The organism is Enterobacter sp. AN-K1, from assembly GCF_020971765.1.
GTDB classification, from domain to species: domain Bacteria; phylum Pseudomonadota; class Gammaproteobacteria; order Enterobacterales; family Enterobacteriaceae; genus Enterobacter; species Enterobacter hormaechei_C.
This window is the reverse complement of record NZ_CP087390.1, coordinates 4,367,224-4,383,064: the sequence shown is the minus strand read 5'-3', so window position 1 is coordinate 4,383,064 and position 15,841 is coordinate 4,367,224. Positions and strand designations below refer to the sequence as shown.

Below are 15,841 nucleotides of genomic sequence, written 5' to 3'. Positions count from 1 at the left end.
AGCCGGGTGGCGGCTACGCCTTACCCGGCCTACATGTTTTACCGTAGGCCCGGTAAGCGCAGCGCCACCGGGCAACGGTTTTAGCCGGAAATCTGCTCCATCGCCTGCAAGATACGCTTATCCGAAATGGGATACGGCGTTCCCAGCTGCTGAGCGAAGAAGCTGACGCGCAGCTCCTCGATCATCCAGCGGATCTCCCGCACGTCGTCGTCATCGCGACGCGCCGGCGGCAGTTTATTGAGCCACTGCTGCCAGGCCTGCTGCACGTTTTCGACTTTCAGCATCTGCGCACGATCGCGATGCGGATCGACCGCCATTTTCTCCAGACGCTTCTCTATCGCCTGCAAATAACGCAGCGTATCGCCCAGACGCTTAAAGCCATTGCCGGTGACAAAGCCGCGATACACCAGCCCCGCCATCTGCGCCTTGACGTCCGACAGCCCCAGGGCCATGGTCATATCCACCCGCCCCTTCAGGCGCTTGTTGATATTGAACACGGCGGTAAGGATCTGCTCGACCTGTTTGGCAATCTCGACCACGGTGTCGTTCAGCTCCGCGCGCACCTTTTCATGAAGCTGAGCAAAGCCCTCTTCCGTCCAGACCGGACCGCCGGCCTCGTGGATCAGCTTATCCACACCGCAGGAGATGCAGTCGTCGATCAGGTCCAGCACCTTACCGTACGGGTTAAAGTAGAGCCCCAGCTTGGCTTTGTTCGGCAGCTTCTCGTGCAGATACTTAATCGGCGACGGGATGTTAAGCAGAAGCAGTCGACGCAGCCCGCGCCACATCATCTGCTGTTGCTCCTGCGGATTGTCAAAGAGCTTAATCGCCACGCTGTCGCGCTCATCCACCAGCGCGGGCCAGGCTTTGACCTTATAGTTCCCGCGCTTCTGCTCGTAGCTTTCCGGAAGCTGACCAAAGCTCCAGATGTGCAGCCCGCTCTGCTCAATGCCGTCATCGGCCACCGCAGAGAGCGTCTCCTGGACTTTACCTTTCAGCGCCTCTTTCAGCTCCGTCAGAGAACGGCCTTCGAGCAGCTTTTTGTTTTTATCGTCCACCACGCGGAATGTGATTTTCAGGTGATCGGGCACCTGATCCCAGTTCCAGTCGTCGCGGTCGATGGTGGTCCCGGTCATACGGCGGAACTCACGCTCCAGCGCGTCCAGCAGCGGCAGCTCGAGCGGCGTGACGCGGCCTAAAAACGCTTCGGCGTAGTTCGGCGCTGGCACAAAATTACGCCGCACCGGTTTAGGCAGGGATTTGATTAATGCAATGACCAGCTCGCGGCGCAGGCCGGGGATTTGCCACTCAAACCCGCTCTCTTCCACCTGGTTTAACAGCGGCAGCGGAATGTGCACCGTCACACCATCGGCATCCGCGCCCGGCTCAAACTGATAGGTCAGACGCAGCTTGAGGTTGCCCTGATGCCAGAAGTTCGGGTAATCGAGCTTGCTGACCGACTCCGCGCCCTCTTTGATCAGCATGCTCTTTTCGAAGTTGAGCAGGTTCGGGGCCTCTTTGCTGGCTTTCTTCCACCAGCTGTCGAAATGGCGCGCCGAGATCACATCGTGACTGATGCGCTGATCGTAAAACTCAAACAGCGTCTCGTCGTCCACCAGAATGTCGCGACGGCGGGACTTGTGCTCAAGCTCTTCCACCTCGGCGCGCAGCTTCAGGTTTTCGCGGAAGAAGGCATGACGCGTCTGCCAGTCGCCTTCCACCAGCGCGTGGCGGATAAACAGCTCGCGACTCAACGCCGGATCGATCTGGCTGTAGTTAACCTTACGCGCGGCCACCACCGGCAGGCCGTAGACGGTGACTTTTTCCGTCGCCATCACCGCGCCCTGCCCGCGCTCCCAGTGCGGCTCGCTGTATGAGCGTTTCAGCAGGTGCTGCGCCACTGGTTCAACCCACTCCGGATCGATACGCGCGGCGATACGCCCCCACAGACGGCTGGTTTCCACCAGCTCGGCGACCATGGTCCACTTCGGCGGCTTCTTAAACAAACCGGAGCCCGGGAAGATGGAGAAACGCGCGTTGCGTGCGCCGGTATATTCCTGCTTATCCGCATCCTTCATCCCGATATGAGACAGCAGGCCAGTCAACAGGGCGATATGAATTTCGCGGTACTCCGCCGGTTCACTGTTCACCGGTATACCCAGCTCTTTCACCACCTGGCGCAGCTGGGTGTAGATATCCTGCCACTCGCGTACGCGCAGATAATTGAGGAAATCCACCCGGCACTGACGGCGGAACTGGTTCGAGGAGAGCGCTTTTTGCTGCTCGCCAAGGTAGTTCCACAGGTTCACAAAGGCGAGGAAATCGGACTCTTTATCGTGGAAGCGACGGTGTTTTTCATCCGACGCCTGCTGCTTATCCATCGGACGCTCGCGCGGATCCTGAATGGAGAGCGCCGAGGTGATGATCATCGCCTCGCGCACGCAGCCGTGTTTTTGCGCCTCCAGCACCATGCGCGCCAGACGCGGGTCGACCGGCAACTGGCTAAGCTGGCGGCCCAATGGCGTTAGCTTGTAGGCCGTCGCCTGTTCGTCGGTGGTGATGGCCCCCAGCTCTTCCAGCAACCGCACCCCGTCCTGAATATTGCGCTTATCCGGCGCTTCCACAAACGGGAAGGCGGCGATATCGCCCAGCCCCAGCGCGGTCATTTGCAGGATAACGGATGCCAGGTTGGTCCGCAGGATCTCCGGATCGGTAAACTCCGGGCGCGACAGGAAATCGTCTTCCGAATAGAGACGAATACAGATCCCTTCCGACACGCGGCCGCAGCGGCCCTTACGCTGATTAGCCGACGCCTGCGAAACCGGCTCAATCGGCAGGCGCTGAACTTTGGTGCGGTAGCTGTAGCGACTGATGCGCGCCGTACCCGGGTCGATCACGTATTTAATGCCCGGTACGGTCAGCGAAGTTTCGGCCACGTTGGTCGCCAGCACGATGCGGCGCCCGCTGTGCGGCTGGAACACGCGGTTCTGCTCGCTGTTCGACAGGCGCGCGTACAGCGGCAGGATCTCAGTATGGCGCAGATCGCGCTTGCTGAGCGCATCGGCGGTATCGCGGATCTCGCGCTCGCCGCTCATGAAGATCAGAATGTCGCCAGAACTCTCGTTGCCCAGCTCGTCGACGGCATCAAAGATGGCCTGAAGCTGGTCGCGCTCGGTATCGTCCGCCTCTTCCACAATCGGGCGATAGCGCACTTCCACCGGATACGTGCGTCCTGACACCTCGATAATCGGCGCATTGTTGAAATGTTTTGAGAAGCGCTCCGGGTCGATGGTCGCGGAGGTGATGATGATTTTCAGATCCGGACGCCGGGGCAGCAGCTCTTTCAGGTAGCCGAGCAGGAAGTCGATGTTCAGGCTGCGCTCGTGCGCTTCATCGATGATGATGGTGTCGTACTGCATCAGCAGACGATCCTGCTGGATTTCCGCCAGCAGGATACCGTCGGTCATCAGCTTAACCATGGTGTTATCGCTGACGTGGTCGCTGAATCGCACCTTGTAGCCGATGCAGCCACCCGGCTCCGTTTGCAGCTCTTCCGCAATACGGTTCGCCACGGTGCGCGCCGCCAGACGACGCGGCTGGGTGTGACCGATCAACCCTTTCACCCCGCGGCCCAGTTCCATGCAGATTTTCGGCAGCTGAGTGGTTTTACCTGAACCGGTTTCCCCCGCGACGATCACCACCTGGTGGTCGCGTACGGCCTCAAGAATGTCCTGTTTCTTCTGGCTGACGGGCAGATTTTCCGGATAGGTAATCTCCGGACGTGCGGCTTCACGCAGCACAACTTTCCCTGCCGCCTGTTCAATCTCGTTGGCCATCTCCTGGTAAATGGCCTGTTGTGCATCAGGATTTTTAACCTTCTTAACGCCGTGCAGACGGCGCGCAAACCGCTGTTTATCGCGCAGCATCAGCGAATCAAGCTTTTGCATCAGCATCGGGAAGGTCAATTTTTGGTGTTCTGTCATAGCGTTAACGGGCAGTGCACTGCCGGATAAAATCTCTTTTTAATGATTGGTATAGAGTACCACATCAGGGCTTTTGGCGCCTTATTCAAAAAATTCGAACATAGGCTTCGATATATTGCGCTATCCCTGTGGCAGGATTGTGAATAAAGTGTCAACAAGCAACGGGGCAACCCCCTCAATCAAATACAAAACAGGAATTTCCCATGAGCAAAGTATTAGTGTTGAAATCCAGTATTCTGGCAGGGTATTCACAGTCTGGTCAGCTGTCTGACTATTTCGTTGAACAGTGGCGTGAGCAGCACAGCGCGGATGAAATCACCGTGCGTGACCTGGCGGCAAACCCAATTCCTGTGCTGGACGGCGAGCTGGTTGGCGCGCTGCGTCCGAGCGATGCGCCTCTTACCCCGCGTCAGCAGGAAGCCCTGGCGCTCTCCGACGAGCTGATTGCTGAGTTGCAGGCGCACGACGTTATCGTGATCAACGCCCCAATGTACAACTTCAACATTCCTACCCAGCTGAAGAACTACTTCGACCTGGTGGCGCGCGCTGGCGTAACCTTCCGTTACACCGAGAACGGCCCGGAAGGTCTGGTGAAAGGCAAGCGTGCGGTTGTACTGACCAGCCGCGGCGGTATTCACAAAGATACCCCTACCGACCTGGTCGCACCGTACCTGACGCTGTTCCTGGGCTTCATCGGCATTACCGACGTGAACTTCGTGTTCGCTGAAGGTATCGCTTACGGCCCGGAAGTGGCCACCAAAGCGCAGACCGACGCGAAAGCCGCTATCGACAGCCTGGTCGCTGCCTAAGTTTTCCCCCTCTCACCGCCCGGTGGGAGGGTTTTTCTTTTCCCCCGTATTTCGTTATCATCCGCACCCACTCTCCAGCCCGGCGGCCTGATGTCTGTCATTATCGATACGTTTATTGCACCACCCTGTCACGACGACATTGAGATCCTCTGGCAGGACGAGCATCTGCTGCTGATCAATAAACCTTCCGGTCTGCTCAGCCTGTCGGGGAAAAATCCGCAAAACCTCGATTCCGTCCACCACCGTCTTGTTCAAACCTTTCCCGGCTGCACGCTGGTGCATCGTCTTGATTTTGGCACTTCGGGTCTGATGGTCATTGCGCGTAACAAAGCGATCAACGCCGCGCTTTGCCACCAGTTCAGTCAGCGCGCCGTGAACAAGGTTTACACCGCCCTGTTGTGCGGACATGTGGAACAGGACGAAGGGACCGTGGATGCGCCGATTGCCAAAGATCCGGCGCTGTTTCCGCTGATGACGATCTGTGCCCGCACCGGTAAGCCCGCTCGCTCGCGCTATCGGGTGGTGGAACGTATTTACCAGGATACGATAATGCCGCTGACGCGGGTTGAGCTTACCCCGGAGACCGGGCGCACCCACCAGCTGCGCATTCACTGCCAGCAGTTAGGCCACCCTATTCTTGGGTGCGATCTGTATGGTGGTCTGGAATGGCCGGGGGCGGAAGAAACGCCCCGGCTGATGCTGCATGCAAGCGCTCTGAATTTTATTCATCCGCTGAGCGGCGAAACGATAAACGCCCGTCACGCCGCGCCGTTCTGAGCGGGGATTACCACATTAAATCGTCAGGGATTTTGAAGTCTGCGTACGGATCGTCTTCGTCCTGCTCTTCCTGACTCAGGGCGCTGTTTAGCACAATGCTGTCCGCATCGCGCTGGGCAATTTTATCCGCCACTACCGCCGGGATAATCGCGTAATCACAGTCGCCATTCGCGTTAATCACCAGTCGGGCAATCGCCAGACGGCCGTTGATCAGCTGGGTTTGCGTCTGCTTATCGACCTCGATTTTTTTGATAAGGTTGCCGTCGGTAAAGTTAAAGGTAATGTTGCCCTTCGCCACGGTGATGCGGTTCATCTCAATCAGCTGCTTCACCTGCGCCCTGAACTCTTTTGCCAGCACCGCCTGTTTTTGCTGTTCGCTCAGCTGCTTATCACGCTCCAGCTGGGCTTTCTTGTTCTCTTCAACAGCCTCTCTCGCCTCGCGAGCCTGGACGCGGGATTTTTTCGCCGTGCGCTGGACCTTCGCCATCTTTTTACTGCTGACTAAGCCCGCTTTCAGCATCTGCTCTTGTAGGGTGAGTTTTGTCATGTTCGTTTAAACCGGTTGGAAATGTCGGGGGATTATACCTGAATCGCGCAGTTCATGAAGAACCCTCATGTTGCAGTGAAATTAAGTCACTTCCCCTGCGCCAGTGGCTCAGGCATAAATTATGCATTGATAACGTTCCGGCAACATGAACTTAGGATGCATAACCAAATGAGTCAGGCTTTCACATTTACCCTTAAGCGCAGTTGCTTTGATGAAAATTATAACCCGTCAGAAAACACGCGTACCACCACCAACTTCGCCAACCTGGCGCGTGGCGAGAAGCGTCAGGAGAACCTGCGCAATACGCTGGTGATGATCAACAACCGCTTTAACGCGCTGGCGAGCTGGGATAACCCGAAAGCTGACCGCTATGCCGTCGAGCTGGAGATTATTTCAGTCGATATGAATATCGGCGGCGATTTTACTTTCCCGGCCATCGAAATTCTGCAAACGACGATCGTGGATAAAAAAACCCACGAGCGCATCGAAGGCATCGTCGGAAATAACTTCTCATCGTATGTTCGTGACTATGATTTCAGCGTCCTGCTGCTGGAGCATAATAAAGACCGGGCCCGTTTCTCTCTCCCCGAGAATTTTGGCGAGCTGCACGGCAATATCTTTAAAAGCTTCGTTCATTCTGCGGAATATCAGGCGAACTTCAAAAAAGCGCCGGTGATCTGCCTGAGCGTCTCCAGCAAAGACACCTATCGTCGTACCGGTAACCACCACCCGGTGCTGGGCTATGAGTACCAGCCGGACGGCGAGTCGCTAACGGAACAGTACTTCGCGAAGATGGGCCTGAAGGTTCGCTATTTCATGCCGGAAAACAGCGTCGCGCCATTCGCCTTCTTCTTCACCGGCGATTTACTGCGTGATTACACCAATCTGGAACTGATCGGCACCATCAGCACCATGGAGACGTTCCAGAAGATCTATCGACCAGAAATTTACAATGCCAATTCCGCTGCGGGACAGTGCTATCAGCCCGACCTGAATCAGCAGGATCACTCATTAACCAAAATCGTCTATGACCGTGAAGAGCGCAGCCGGCTGGCCATTGAACAGGGTAAATATACCGAAGAGCGGTTTATCAAACCCTATAAAACCCTTCTTGAGCAGTGGTCTCAACACTTCACGCTTTAATTTAATACGGATAAAAGGTTCTTTTATGAAAACATTGCTCCCGACATCAACGGCTGGCAGCCTGCCGAAACCCACCTGGCTTGCACAGCCGGAAACGCTCTGGTCGCCGTGGAAACTCCAGGACGAGGAATTACTGGCAGGGAAACAGGATGCGCTGCGTTTGTCTCTGGATGAACAGATTCGCGCCGGGATTGATATCGTCAGCGACGGGGAACAAACCCGCCAGCATTTTGTCACCACCTTTATTGAACATCTCAGCGGCGTGGATTTTGAGAACCGTCAGACGGTACGCATCCGTAACCGTTACGATGCGAGCGTACCGACCGTGGTAGACGCGGTGGCGCGCCAGAAGCCGGTGTTTGTTGACGACGCTAAATACCTGCGCCAGCTGACTGACAAGCCGATCAAGTGGGCGCTGCCCGGCCCGATGACCATGATCGACACGCTATACGATGCCCACTATAAAAGCCGCGAAAAGCTGGCCTGGGAGTTCGCTAAAATTCTCAATCAGGAGGCCCGCGAGCTGGAAGCGGCCGGCGTCGACATTATTCAGTTCGACGAACCTGCCTTTAACGTCTTTTTCGACGAGGTGAATGACTGGGGTATCGCCGCACTGGAGCGCGCCATTGAAGGGCTGAAATGCGAAACCGCGGTACATATCTGTTACGGGTACGGCATCAAAGCCAATACGGACTGGAAAAAGACGCTCGGCTCCGAGTGGCGCCAGTATGAAGAGGCATTTCCAAAGTTACAGACCTCGAAGATCGATATCATCTCGCTGGAGTGCCACAACTCGCGCGTGCCGATGGATCTGCTGGAGCTTATCCGCGGTAAAAAAGTGATGGTCGGGGCAATTGACGTCGCCACCCAGACCATCGAAACGCCGGAAGAGGTGGCCGATACGCTGCGCAAGGCGTTGCAGTTTGTTGATGCAGACAAGCTCTATCCGTCCACCAACTGCGGTATGGCCCCCCTTTCCCGCCAGGTCGCCAACGGTAAGCTGAAGGCGTTAAGCGCCGGGGCTGACATTATCCGTCGCGAGCTTGCCCGCTAACCTTCAGGTTTGCCAGTACAGTGGCGTACCGAATCGCTCAATATAGTAATCAATCACCGCCCTGACGTTCAGGGGCGGATGACGCGCGTTCGGGTAAATCGCCGCAATTGTCAGTGGCTCCGTATTAATTGAACACTCCATTTCCGGCAGCAGTGCCACCAGCTCACCGCTTTTGAGCCGTTCGCTCACCATCCAGTCCGGGAAAAGCACAACGCCCATGCCGCCCAGCGCCGCGATCAGGAGCGTTTCCGCGTTATTGGAAGTCATCAGCGGTACAATGGGATAGTGAACCCACGCCTCGCCCGGCTGCCGGATCAGCCAGCGGTTAGGCCCGGACGAGCCGCGGTAAACCAGACAGTGGTGACGGCTGAGATCGTCCGGCCCCTCGGGCGCGCCATGTTTTTGCAGATAGTCCGGCGAGGCCGCCAGATGGTAGAACTGCTGCCCGAACACCCGGGCGTGAAACGAGGAGTCCGTCAGCGCGCCGATGCGGAAGATAACGTCCGCGGCGTCACGGTGCGGATCGATAAAATCGTCGGTGAGGGTCAGTTCAATGGAGAGACGAGGGTAACGCGCCAGAAGCCCCGGCAGGCCCGGCGCGATGTGCCTCTGTCCGAAAAAGACCGGGCCATTGATACGCAGCGTGCCCGACGGCTCGCGGGCGCGTTCATCCAGCTCGCGTCGCGCGTCCTCCATATTCCCGGCCATCGCCCGGGCATAGCGCACAAAAAGATGCCCGCTCTCTGTGGGCATAATCGCCCGCGTGTTGCGGTAGAAAAGCTGTTGCCCGAGGGCGTCCTCAAGCTGGTGGATCACGCGTGAGACCTGCGACGCAGAAATCCCTTCCCGCCTCGCCACCACGGAAAAATTCTGCGTTTCATAAACGTCGATGAAGATCAGCAGCGCGCGAATGCTGATATGTCCGGCATCCATCATTAATGCATTTCCTGCAAAGGTGTTTCCTGCATTATGGCATTTTTCTCAATGATGTTCAGACGTAATCTTCTCCGCCTGGAAAAAGGAGAAAAAGCGTTATGCACATTATTTTAATTTTACTGGTGATTGCCGGCGGCATGGGGCTGTCCGTGGAAGCCGGGCTGCTGGGGCCGCTGGGCGCAGAGGTGGGCGACCTGTGGGCGGCGTTCAGCATATTCAGCGTGGGAACGGGGCTGACGTTTCTGCTGATGCTGTTTTTCAGCCCGCGCAACAGTCCCTCATTTTTTGCGCAGCCTTCATGGCACCTGTTGGGCGGCGTGCTCGGCCCGGTTTACGTCATCATTCTCACCATTGCCACGCCTGCGATCGGCATTGCCATGACGATGATCGGCATTCTGGCAGGCCAGGTTTTTAAAAGCCTGATTATTGACCACTATGGCCTGCTGGGTACGCCGCACCGCAGGATCGATACAAAACGCATTATTGCGCTGGGATTTATCATCGCCGCGCTCATTCTCGTGGCGCAGGGGTAACGTTATGACAGTAATTATGATTATTCTGGCGGTGATTGGCGGCGCTACGCTGAGCATTCAGGCTGCCATTAACGGGCAATTAGGCAGCAGCGTGGGGGTATTTAAAAGCGCGTTTCTGACGTTTTCCGTCGGCGCGCTGGTGACCGCCATGCTGATCTTCTTTTTTGAGCCGAAACAGGCGGTCAGCCTGATGGATGTGCCCAAATGGCAGCTTCTGGGGGCCCTGTGCGGCGTGCCCTATATCGTGATTATGGTGCTCGCAGTGCAGCGCATCGGGACCGCCGTTGCCACGGTAGCGGTTATCCTGGGCCAGCTGGCCATGAGCATGCTGATTGATAACTTTGGCTGGCTGAACAATGAAGCCATTCCGTTTTCAGTGAGCCGTTTCGGGGCCGTCGTCTGCCTGAGTATTGCGCTCTTCTTCATCTACTCAAGCAGTAAACCTCAGCCCGAAGAGGATTAACCGCCCTCTTTGCGGGTAAAGAACAGCGTCACCGTGGCGACGGTGACGCCAAATTTCTTCATCTCGGTTTTATTAAACAGACGGGTGCTGTCCTGCAAATACATCCAGTCATCAAAGTGCAGCAGCCAGGTTTTACCGTCCGCCTTCACGTTCATGCTGTAGCGCCAGTTAAGGGCATTGCCCGCCGCCTGGCCTGTCGCGACACCTTCTATGTCACCCGCCGTGCCTTCATAGCGATTCTGCCCTACGCGGCGGATATGCCAGACGCGCTGCTGCTTCTCGCCGTCATCGTAGACAAAATGTTCATTCAGGGTCAGCGTATCGCCGATAACATCCCCGGCGATCTCGACGTGAAAACGACGGATCTGCTTACCGCTGCGATCCTGCACCATCCCCCACGCCTCGGTTTTCCCCTGGAAGTAAGTAAAAATATCAAGCCGTGGCTGCTGCTGACGATACTCTGTCACCTCGGTGCTACATCCGGCCACCAGCATCGTCAGGGCAAGCGCCATTAACAGGAAACGTTTCATTGTGGTCCTCCGATTAACTGCTGACGCAGTTCAGGATACTCGCTCAGCCATGCTTCACTCTGCGGCTCCTGCTGCAAAATGCCCTGCGCCTGCCACTGGTCGCGGGTCGCCTCAACCAGGTCGTCACCATCGATGTCCCGGGCATAGGTGATAATCAGCGCATTATCGCCGTCTAACCCTGTATAGCTGCCGTCGGGCGTCAGAAGCTGAGAGGTATAAACGGTAAATGGCCCCCAGACGCTCGCCGATCAGGTAGGCCACCGGCCCGCCCAGGGTCGCCAGCACCGTCAGCAACCAGCCCGGCAAGGTGGTCGTGCGGGTCAGTTGCGTCCAGACGGTGGCAAACATTAGCCACAGCGCCACCATCCATAGCGGCATCAGGGACGCGCCCGTGAACGCAATCAGCCCCGTCAGCGTCCAGTAGAGATCAAACCCGATGGCCAGCAGAAATACCTGCCCGTAGCGCTTCACACGCGTTCCGCAGTCAGCTGCACCACGCTGATGGTGCGGGCATTAAACCCGGCTTCACAGTAGCCGAGGTAGTACAGCCACATCCGGCGGAAACGGTCATCAAACCCGAGCTTTTCAATCTCCTGCCAGGCGTGAACGAACCGCTGACGCCAGTGCGCCAGCGTGCGGGCGTAGTCCGGTCCCATATCGAAGAGGTTACGCACCACAAAATCGGTATGGCGGGTCATGAGTTCATTCATGGCGGTGATGCTGGGCAAAAAGCCGCCGGGGAAGATGTAGCGCTGAATAAAATCGACGCTTTTGCTGTAGTCGCGATAGCGTTGATCCTGAATGGTGATGGCCTGAATCGCCATCCGCCCGCCTGGACGCAGACGCGCCTGGCAGGTGCGGAAAAATGTTGGCAGGTAGCGTTGACCGACGGCCTCAATCATCTCAACCGACACCAGCTTGTCGTAGACCCCGGTCAGATCGCGGTAGTCGCAGAGCTGCACCTCAACACGATCCTGCAACCCTGCCCGGGCGATGCGCGCGGTGGCCCAGTGGTACTGCTCCTGCGACAGCGTGGTGGTGGTCACCCGGCAGCCGTAATGACGGGCGGCATATTCCGCCATCGCCCCCCAGCCGGTGCCAATCTCCAGCAGATGATCGTTTGCCGTGAGCGCCAGCTGGTCACACAGCCTCGCCATTTTCGCCTGCTGAGCCGCGGTCAGATCCTGCTCGTCCCCGCTAAACAGCGCGCTGGAGTACAGGAGATGTTCATCAAGGAAATGGGCGTAAAAGGCGTTGCCCAGATCGTAATGGGCGGCAATATTTTCCCGCGCCTGCGCGCGGGAGTTGCGCCGCATCCAGTGCCGCAGCCGCTCCACCGGTTTCCCGAGCAGGCGAAACCCTTTTTCCAGCTTTCCGAGGATTTGGCTATTGCGCGCAATCAGCTCCAGCAGCGGCGTCAGGTGGGGCGTCTCCCAGTCGCCATCCATCCACGCTTGTGCCGCGGCGAGGCTGCCCCCGGTTAAAATGCGCCAGTAGACGCCCGGAGCAAGTACCTGCACCTCAGCGTGAAGCGCGGCGGAAGCGTCGCCGAACTGGAACGTCTGCGCGCCTTCACGCAGCGTCAGCGAGCCACCGTGCAGGCCATTCAGCAGGCGGAAGAGCAACCATCGCGCGACGCGGACGTTGCGCGGGATATCGGGTTCAAGCGCAAAGACGGGATTGGTCATGAGCGTTCACTCCTGCTGAGGGGATGGTTATGCAGCGGTACGCGCTTCAGCCACAGCCTGAGCGCCTGCCAGTAAATGGCGAAAACGGTTTTGAGGGTCATCAACGGGATCCGCGCCAGCAGCGAACGCAGCGCCGTGCGCGTCAGCGGGACCCGGCGCAGCGTCAGGGTGGCATCAAACACCTTCGTCTCCTGATGGTTTTCGATATGCATGCGCAGCGTGCTGTCCGGGCTGTTGAAGCGCCAGTGGTAGATCATGTCCATCGGATTAAAGGGCGAGACGTGAAACGCTTTCTCCGTCGGCGGGGCGTCCCGCCCCGCTACCGCGTAGTAATGTCGTTCATTCCACGGCGTGTTACGGACTTCGGCGAGAACCCAGCGCAGGGTGTCTTCCCCGTCATAGCAGTAGTAGAAATTGACCGGGTTGAAATGAAAACCGAAATAGCGCAGCTGAGTCAGAAGCATGACCCGCCCCGCCGGACGTTCGCCGGTCAGATTTTCCAGACGCTCAAGGACACGCGCTTTGAGCGGCGTGCCCAGCGGGTAATCCGCATCATAAAATGCCGCGGGCGCAACGCGGTTACGACGCACGCCGACAGAGGGCAGCGCGTCCAGCTCATCCAGATCGAGCCAGGCCATAAACACGCTGTAGGTAAAGTGGTGCGCTTTCGGCGCAAGCCGACGATGGCGCAATGTACCGTGGTAAAGGCAGCTGTTCATCTCAGTTGCCCTCCCCGGTCGCGATAGCGTTGACCACGTCCAGCGCACTGCGCACGCCATCTTCGTGGAAGCCGTTGTACCAGTACGCGCCGCAGAACCAGCTCCGCTGGCGACCGTTTATTTCGCCGCGCCGGGCCTGAGCTTGCCAGCTTTGCGGGTTAAAAAGCGGATGCTCATAGACAAAGCGGCGCAGCACAAACCGTTCCTCCACCGGCGTTTCCGGGTTGAGGGTGACGCAAAACAGCGGGCAACCCGGCGGCAGTCCCTGCAAGATATTCATGTTGTAGGTGACGCAGGCGCTGGCCTGATCCTGCTCGCTGAGGCGGTAGTTCCAGCTCGCCCACGCGCGTTCGCGCACCGGCAGCCAGCGCGGATCGCGGTGAAGCACCACCTCGTTACGCTGCCAGCCGATATCCCCCAGCACCTCGCGTTCAGCCTGCGTTGGGCTGGCGAGCATCGCCAGCGCCTGAACGGAGTGGCAGGCGAAGATCACCTGATCAAAAGTGTCTGTTACGCCCTCACGCGCAATATCAACCCCACGATCGTGGCGAATAACCTGCTGCACCGGCGCGTTAAGGTGCAGCGTCAGGCGATCGCCGAGCGTATCCAGCATCGCGCGGATATACTCTCTGGAGCCGCCTGGCACCACGTACCACTGCGGACGATGGGTAATGTCCAGCAGACCGTGGTTTTCAAAAAAGCGTAAAAAGAGCGGCAGCGGAAAGCGTTTCATCTCCTGTAGCGACGACGACCAGATAGCCGCCCCCATGGGCAGGATGTAGTGGCGCGCAAAAAAGGGCGTAAAACGGTGCTGGCGCAGGAACGTTTCCAGCGTGGCGGAACCATCGACTTCGCCCCGGAGCGTCTGTTTCGCCAGCCGGTTAAAGCGCACGATCTCCTTCAGCAGCGTCCAGAAAGCCGGGTTGAGCAGATTACGTCGCTGGGCGAACAGCGACGTCAGCGTGTGCCCGTTGTACTCCAGCCCGCTCTGCGGGTTGTGCACCGAAAAGCTCATCTGCGTTTTTTGCCCGCAGATGCCCAGTTCGCTGAGCAGCCCCATGAAGCGCGGATAGGTGCGATCGTTGTAGACGATAAAACCGGTATCGATGGCAAAGCTGCCCTGCGACGTGTCGACATCCACCGTTGCGGTATGGCCGCCCGGCGTGGCCTGCGCCTCAAACAGCGTGACCTGATGATGTCCGGCGAGCCGCCAGGCACAGGTTAACCCGGCGATGCCGCTGCCGATAATCGCGATTTTCATGGTCGCACCATCCTGCGCAGCAGTGCGCGCTGAAGTACATCGGGCAGGCCGGAAAGCAGGCGCAGCGCCAGGCTGAACCCGGCGGGAAACGCGATGTGATCCTTCCCTTTTGCCAGACCGCGACGAATGGCGTGGACGGCGTCCCCCACGCTGACCCGGCCCGGCATCGGGAAATCGTTTTTGCGGGTCAGCGGCGTGTCGACAAAACCGGGTGAAACGACCGTGACGGCAATCCCTTTCGGTTCCCAGTCGAGGCGCAGCGTATCGGCGAACCAGGTTAACGCCGCCTTGGAGGCGCCATACGCTTCGGCTCGCGGGAAGTGAAGCCAGTGCGCCATCGAACTGACCAGCACCACGCGGTTGCCGGATACCAGCTGCGGCTGCAACGCCGCAAGGCAGTTTACCGGCCCGATGAAATTGGTGGTCATGACCCGCGCCACCAGCTCGGCATCCACCTCGCCGCGGTCGAGATACTCGCAGGTTCCGGCGCAGAGAATCACCGTGTCGGCAGTACAGTCCGCCAGCGCCTGGCGACAGGCGTCCCTGTCTGTCATATCGAACAGGCGCACCGTAATGTTGGGGCTGTACTGATGGACGGCTGCCAGACGTTGCGCATCGCGCCCGCAGGCAATCACCCGGTAACCATCGTCGGCAAAAGATTTCGCCAGCCCCGCCCCGATGCCCGAGCTTGCGCCGGTGATCAGAACCGTTTTCATGATTTCACTCTTCGCTTCACGCCGCGCACGGCCCAGCCGAGTATCGGGAGATGTTCGTAAATCATCTCTCCGGCATCGTAGTAATCCCGCTGGCGAACAATGCGATCGTCGCGCATGTCTACCACGGAGCAGCCCGGCAGCTGGCGCATTGCCCCCCCGGCGATACGTGGGTGCGACCAGTGCATCATCCAAGTGACAACAAAGCGATCACCCTGCTGCAACGGTGCATCGACGGTAAAGCGACAGTGCTGGACGTTAGCCAGCAGATGGGTGAAATAGCGCTGAATCGCGAACACCCCGCTGTGTTCGCCAAAGGGATCGATAAGCGTGGCATCGGCGCGATAAATCCCCGCCAGCGCCGAAGGTGGCTGGGTATCCAGCGTGGCGTAGTAATCAACGAACCGACTGATGACGGACGGCAACGTGCTCATGGGTCACATCCTGGGTGTAAACAACGTAGCGGAATCGCATAATTTAAACTTACACAATTAACTTTATTTGTCCAAGTTTGCGCAGATATATTTTTTATTCTTATTATTTTTCAGTTACATGGAATATCACCACGCACAACCATTTTGTGAAAAATATGAATTTCGCCGCCAGGCTGCCGATTTTTTAGGGATAACCTTAAGGCAAAGGTGCCATTTATCTTCCAAACTTATCCTTTTAATTCATAAGGATG

General features: G+C 57.8%; 16 protein-coding genes and 1 pseudogene. 6 read left to right on the top strand and 11 right to left on the bottom strand.

What is annotated here, in order from left to right; all coding sequences use genetic code 11:
• Positions 1–80: 80 nt before the first annotated feature.
• Positions 81–3,983, bottom strand: a complete 3,903-nt coding sequence (gene hrpA / locus LOC22_RS20855; RefSeq protein WP_230239175.1) for an ATP-dependent RNA helicase HrpA — start codon at positions 3,981–3,983, stop codon at positions 81–83.
• Positions 3,984–4,186: 203 nt separating this feature from the next.
• On the opposite strand from hrpA, the gene azoR reads away from it, so the two are divergent.
• A complete protein-coding gene (gene azoR, locus LOC22_RS20850) occupies positions 4,187–4,792 on the top strand; it encodes an FMN-dependent NADH-azoreductase (protein ID WP_015570577.1) in 606 nt (201 codons plus the stop codon).
• Positions 4,793–4,882: 90 nt separating this feature from the next.
• Complete coding sequence (locus LOC22_RS20845; protein WP_017384499.1) at positions 4,883–5,569, top strand: RluA family pseudouridine synthase; 687 nt, start codon at positions 4,883–4,885, stop codon at positions 5,567–5,569.
• A gap of 7 nt (positions 5,570–5,576) precedes the next feature.
• On the opposite strand, the gene LOC22_RS20840 is transcribed toward LOC22_RS20845, so the two are convergent.
• Positions 5,577–6,116, bottom strand: a complete 540-nt coding sequence (locus LOC22_RS20840) for a DUF2058 domain-containing protein (RefSeq protein ID WP_017384500.1) — start codon at positions 6,114–6,116, stop codon at positions 5,577–5,579.
• 168 nt (positions 6,117–6,284) lie between these two features.
• On the opposite strand from LOC22_RS20840, the gene LOC22_RS20835 reads away from it, so the two are divergent.
• Entirely contained in the window at positions 6,285–7,259 is a 975-nt protein-coding gene (locus LOC22_RS20835) for a DUF1852 domain-containing protein (RefSeq protein ID WP_023296571.1), read from the top strand.
• Between the two features lie 25 nt (positions 7,260–7,284).
• Positions 7,285–8,313, top strand: a complete 1,029-nt coding sequence (locus LOC22_RS20830; protein WP_003857302.1) for a methionine synthase — start codon at positions 7,285–7,287, stop codon at positions 8,311–8,313.
• Between the two features lie 3 nt (positions 8,314–8,316).
• Here the strand turns inward: LOC22_RS20830 and LOC22_RS20825 are convergent, their stop codons facing one another.
• A complete protein-coding gene (locus LOC22_RS20825; protein WP_023303693.1) occupies positions 8,317–9,249 on the bottom strand; it encodes a LysR family transcriptional regulator in 933 nt (310 codons plus the stop codon).
• Between the two features lie 98 nt (positions 9,250–9,347).
• Between LOC22_RS20825 and LOC22_RS20820 the strand changes: the two genes are divergently transcribed.
• Entirely contained in the window at positions 9,348–9,782 is a 435-nt protein-coding gene (locus LOC22_RS20820; protein WP_003857304.1) for a DMT family transporter, read from the top strand.
• A 4-nt stretch (positions 9,783–9,786) separates the two neighbouring features.
• Positions 9,787–10,245 (top strand): DMT family transporter, encoded by a 459-nt coding sequence (locus LOC22_RS20815; RefSeq protein WP_023296569.1) that lies wholly within the window; start codon positions 9,787–9,789, stop codon positions 10,243–10,245.
• On the opposite strand, the gene LOC22_RS20810 is transcribed toward LOC22_RS20815, so the two are convergent.
• The 8 genes and pseudogenes from LOC22_RS20810 to LOC22_RS20780 form a co-directional block, all read right to left on the bottom strand.
• Positions 10,242–10,775, bottom strand: coding sequence for a DUF3833 domain-containing protein (locus tag LOC22_RS20810; protein ID WP_032653483.1), 534 nt, complete (start codon positions 10,773–10,775; stop codon positions 10,242–10,244). The two genes, LOC22_RS20815 and LOC22_RS20810, sit on opposite strands and share 4 nt — an antisense overlap.
• 23 nt (positions 10,776–10,798) lie before the next feature.
• Positions 10,799–11,011, bottom strand: a pseudogene (locus LOC22_RS22285) (hypothetical protein); the annotation flags it as partial.
• Positions 10,938–11,246: a DUF2878 family protein gene (locus LOC22_RS20805; RefSeq protein WP_017693466.1), complete on the bottom strand. Its 309-nt coding sequence runs from the start codon at positions 11,244–11,246 to the stop codon at positions 10,938–10,940. The gene LOC22_RS20805 and the pseudogene LOC22_RS22285, both read right to left, overlap by 74 nt.
• Complete coding sequence (locus tag LOC22_RS20800; protein ID WP_023296567.1) at positions 11,243–12,463, bottom strand: SAM-dependent methyltransferase; 1,221 nt, start codon at positions 12,461–12,463, stop codon at positions 11,243–11,245. Before LOC22_RS20800 ends, LOC22_RS20805 begins: the two co-directional genes overlap by 4 nt.
• Positions 12,460–13,182, bottom strand: coding sequence for a DUF1365 domain-containing protein (locus tag LOC22_RS20795; protein ID WP_023296566.1), 723 nt, complete (start codon positions 13,180–13,182; stop codon positions 12,460–12,462). The genes LOC22_RS20800 and LOC22_RS20795 overlap by 4 nt, the downstream gene beginning before the upstream one ends.
• Before the next feature lies 1 nt (position 13,183).
• Positions 13,184–14,443 (bottom strand): NAD(P)/FAD-dependent oxidoreductase, encoded by a 1,260-nt coding sequence (locus LOC22_RS20790; RefSeq protein ID WP_230239174.1) that lies wholly within the window; start codon positions 14,441–14,443, stop codon positions 13,184–13,186.
• A complete protein-coding gene (locus LOC22_RS20785; RefSeq protein ID WP_017384506.1) occupies positions 14,440–15,159 on the bottom strand; it encodes an SDR family NAD(P)-dependent oxidoreductase in 720 nt (239 codons plus the stop codon). Before LOC22_RS20785 ends, LOC22_RS20790 begins: the two co-directional genes overlap by 4 nt.
• Positions 15,156–15,590, bottom strand: a complete 435-nt coding sequence (locus tag LOC22_RS20780; protein ID WP_017384507.1) for a nuclear transport factor 2 family protein — start codon at positions 15,588–15,590, stop codon at positions 15,156–15,158. Before LOC22_RS20780 ends, LOC22_RS20785 begins: the two co-directional genes overlap by 4 nt.
• Positions 15,591–15,841: the final 251 nt, after the last annotated feature.

Excerpts from the sequence above, each read along its gene's own strand:
- LOC22_RS20795 (WP_023296566.1), bottom strand. The coding sequence starts at position 13,182 with ATGAACAGCTGCCTTTACCACGGTACATTGCGCCATCGTCGGCTTGCG.
- LOC22_RS20780 (WP_017384507.1), bottom strand. The coding sequence starts at position 15,590 with ATGAGCACGTTGCCGTCCGTCATCAGTCGGTTCGTTGATTACTACGCC.
- LOC22_RS20815 (WP_023296569.1), top strand. The coding sequence starts at position 9,787 with ATGACAGTAATTATGATTATTCTGGCGGTGATTGGCGGCGCTACGCTG.
- LOC22_RS20810 (WP_032653483.1), bottom strand. The coding sequence starts at position 10,775 with ATGAAACGTTTCCTGTTAATGGCGCTTGCCCTGACGATGCTGGTGGCC.
- LOC22_RS20835 (WP_023296571.1), top strand. The coding sequence starts at position 6,285 with ATGAGTCAGGCTTTCACATTTACCCTTAAGCGCAGTTGCTTTGATGAA.
- LOC22_RS20845 (WP_017384499.1), top strand. The coding sequence starts at position 4,883 with ATGTCTGTCATTATCGATACGTTTATTGCACCACCCTGTCACGACGAC.
- LOC22_RS20785 (WP_017384506.1), bottom strand. The coding sequence starts at position 15,159 with ATGAAAACGGTTCTGATCACCGGCGCAAGCTCGGGCATCGGGGCGGGG.
- LOC22_RS20790 (WP_230239174.1), bottom strand. The coding sequence starts at position 14,443 with ATGAAAATCGCGATTATCGGCAGCGGCATCGCCGGGTTAACCTGTGCC.
- azoR (WP_015570577.1), top strand. The coding sequence starts at position 4,187 with ATGAGCAAAGTATTAGTGTTGAAATCCAGTATTCTGGCAGGGTATTCA.
- hrpA (WP_230239175.1), bottom strand. The coding sequence starts at position 3,983 with ATGACAGAACACCAAAAATTGACCTTCCCGATGCTGATGCAAAAGCTT.
- LOC22_RS20840 (WP_017384500.1), bottom strand. The coding sequence starts at position 6,116 with ATGACAAAACTCACCCTACAAGAGCAGATGCTGAAAGCGGGCTTAGTC.
- LOC22_RS20820 (WP_003857304.1), top strand. The coding sequence starts at position 9,348 with ATGCACATTATTTTAATTTTACTGGTGATTGCCGGCGGCATGGGGCTG.
- LOC22_RS20800 (WP_023296567.1), bottom strand. The coding sequence starts at position 12,463 with ATGACCAATCCCGTCTTTGCGCTTGAACCCGATATCCCGCGCAACGTC.
- LOC22_RS20825 (WP_023303693.1), bottom strand. The coding sequence starts at position 9,249 with ATGATGGATGCCGGACATATCAGCATTCGCGCGCTGCTGATCTTCATC.
- LOC22_RS20830 (WP_003857302.1), top strand. The coding sequence starts at position 7,285 with ATGAAAACATTGCTCCCGACATCAACGGCTGGCAGCCTGCCGAAACCC.